At 38.4% G+C, this 2,512-nt stretch carries 4 protein-coding genes; all 4 read left to right on the top strand.

The features are described 5' to 3' along the window. Window positions 1-131 precede the first annotated feature (131 nt). Entirely contained in the window at window positions 132-275 is a 144-nt protein-coding gene (locus tag P8V03_RS18805; RefSeq protein ID WP_318799346.1) for a hypothetical protein, read from the top strand. Window positions 276-389: 114 nt separating this feature from the next. Next, window positions 390-770 carry an IS66 family insertion sequence element accessory protein TnpA gene (tnpA, locus tag P8V03_RS18800; RefSeq protein WP_318799345.1) on the top strand — a complete coding sequence of 127 codons (381 nt, stop codon included), beginning with the start codon at window positions 390-392 and terminating at the stop codon, window positions 768-770. After that, entirely contained in the window at window positions 760-1,116 is a 357-nt protein-coding gene (gene tnpB / locus P8V03_RS18795) for an IS66 family insertion sequence element accessory protein TnpB (protein WP_261672168.1), read from the top strand. Before tnpA ends, tnpB begins: the two co-directional genes overlap by 11 nt. 108 nt (window positions 1,117-1,224) lie before the next feature. Further along, window positions 1,225-2,512: IS66 family transposase (tnpC, locus tag P8V03_RS18790; RefSeq protein WP_318799344.1), on the top strand; the 1,288-nt coding region annotated here is incomplete at its 3' end.

Here is a 2,512-nt window from a genome sequence, read left to right as displayed (position 1 = left end):
AACGATATAAAGTTGACTTATGTTATCACTTGCAATGGTAGTGCAGGCGACTTGGAGAATGCATACAATAAGAATGTTTGAAAATATTTAATGAGAAAGATGAACTTAATTTTGAGGAAGTTAAGAATATAATGAAAGAATTTACTGTACCTAGAGAAAAATTTATTGCATCGTTTAGTAATAGAGTACTTAAAACAAGAAACTATAAGAAGATAATATTTGAAATTCTTAAAGCTGTTAAAAGAAGTTTTGGTGGAGATTTAATCGAAGAATAGTAAGCGGCTAATAAGAAAGTGGATGGAAAGCGTTTAAAAAGTGTGAGATAATCTTCTAAAATAAGTTTTAAAGTTTTTAAAGTTTACTTGAAAAACTTTAAAAGGAGGTTTTAGATGGATACTCAAAAAGCAACTCAAGAGTATAGAATGAACCAATGGATTAAAATTATACGAGAATGTCGCAGTAGTGGAGAAAATATATCTTCTTGGTGCAGAAACAATAACATTAGGACTAATAGTTACTACTATTGGTTAAGAAAAATTCGCACTGCTGCCTGTAAGGCGCTTCCCTCTATAAACTCTCAGGAACAAATAGTTCCCTTAGACACATCTAAGTTATCAACTTCCACTTCTATAGACGTAGCCTATGTTTCTTCAGAAACAGACCAGGCTGATATTATTATCCGCTTAGGATCTGCAGTGCTCGAAATTCACAACAGTGCTTCAGCTAGCTTAATTGAAAATACTATAAGGGTACTACAAAATGCTAGGTGACATTTCAAAGGCAGAAAAAATATACATCGCAACAGGTTATACTGATATGAGAAAGTCGATTGATGGACTGGCTGCAATTGTACAGCAAAACTTTGAGTTGAATCCTTTCCAGAACAGCCTGTTCCTATTCTGCGGTCGAAAACGGGATCGAATGAAAGCACTTTATTGGGAAGGTGATGGGTTTGTACTTCTATATAAGCGTTTAGAAACTGGCTACTTTCAATGGCCAAAGGATGCTGAGGCAGTCAAATCTATCACGCCTCAGGAGTTTCGGTGGCTCTTAGAAGGTCTCTCCATAAATCAACCTAAGGCTGTAAAAAAGGTAGATATACAAACTGCTATTTAAGGGCAAAAAAGTCTGGAAATATGCGGCTCTTCGAGCTTTTATTGATGCGAAAATTCTGATTTTATGGTATAATATAGGTAAATAAAATCAGTAAAGGAACTGTCGATTATGTATACGGAAGAACAGATAACAAAACTCGAAAAACGTATTGAGCAGCTGGAACATGAGAATAAAACCCTACATGAGACAGTTGAATTTCTGACCCGTAAATTATTTGGAAGAAGCAGTGAGAAAACATCAGTTGTTACAGGTCAGATGTCTCTTTTTAATGAAGTTGAAGTAGAAAGTAATCCATCTGCCCCAGAACCAAACTTACAGGATGTATCAAATTACAGACGTAAGAAGTTCAAAGGACAGCGAGCAGAACTTTTGAAGGATCTTCCTCATGATACGATGCTATGTGCCCTTGCTGAGGATGAACGTTTTTGCGAGAAATGTGGAACAGAGCTTGTTAGCATCGGCAAGGAGTTCATTAGAACTGAGATTGAGTTTATTCCTGCCAAGATTCGTGTTATCGATTATTATAGGGAATCTTATGAATGTCGAAAATGCCGTAAGGCTGGTTTACCATATATAGAGAAATCACCTATGCCCTACCCTGTAGTGCAGCACTCCATGGCTTCGCCATCTACAGTTGCACACATTATGTATCAGAAGTTTGTGAATGCTCTTCCTCTATATCGTCAGGAGAAGGAATGGGAATCTTTAGGTGTGAAGCTTAGTCGTGCAACTATGGCAAACTGGATTATGGTTGCTTCGGAAAATTGGCTGAAACCCCTTACCAATTTGATGCACCAAAAGCTGATAGAAGAAAATTATCTGCATGCTGATGAGACACCTGTCCAAGTTTTGATGGAGCCTGGTAGGAAAAACTCATCGGATTCCTATATGTGGGTTTACAGCACCTATGCAGGGAGCAAGAAGCCTATACGGCTCTTTGACTATCAACCTTCACGAAGTGGTGACTGTCCTCAAAAGTTCTTGAAAGGTTTCAAGGGATTTCTACATACGGATGCATACAGTGGCTACAATAAAGTCCCGGGAATAACCAGATGCTTCTGCTGGGCGCATCTAAGACGGTACTTCGTAGAAGCCATTCCAAAGGACATCAGCAGCCCTGAAGCTACTCTCCCCGCAAAGGGACTTGAGTTCTGCAATAAACTCTTTGAGATAGAGAAATCGCTGACAAACCTCTCGCCGGAGGAAAGAAAGTCCAAGCGTCTTGAAACGGAAAAGCCGATTCTTGATGCCTTTTGGTCATGGGTTGATTCAGTAAGATCTAACTGTTTACCTAAATCTAAGATTGGCAAAGCAATGGAATATGCACTTAACCATAAGGATGGGTTTATGAATTATCTCGTTGATGGCAATTGTGTAATCTCCAATAATATCTCGG

Origin of the sequence: Clostridium tanneri (assembly GCF_033659955.1) — a bacterium.
GTDB classification, from domain to species: domain Bacteria; phylum Bacillota; class Clostridia; order Clostridiales; family Clostridiaceae; genus Clostridium_AM; species Clostridium_AM tanneri.
Note: the sequence above shows the minus strand (reverse complement) of the source record. Positions and strands in the feature narration are given on the sequence as shown.

What these genes read in the sequence shown, in the direction of transcription:
- tnpA (WP_318799345.1), top strand. Translation starts at nt 390, where the DNA reads ATGGATACTCAAAAAGCAACTCAAGAGTATAGAATGAACCAATGGATT.
- tnpB (WP_261672168.1), top strand. Translation starts at nt 760, where the DNA reads ATGCTAGGTGACATTTCAAAGGCAGAAAAAATATACATCGCAACAGGT.
- P8V03_RS18805 (WP_318799346.1), top strand. Translation starts at nt 132, where the DNA reads ATGAAAGAATTTACTGTACCTAGAGAAAAATTTATTGCATCGTTTAGT.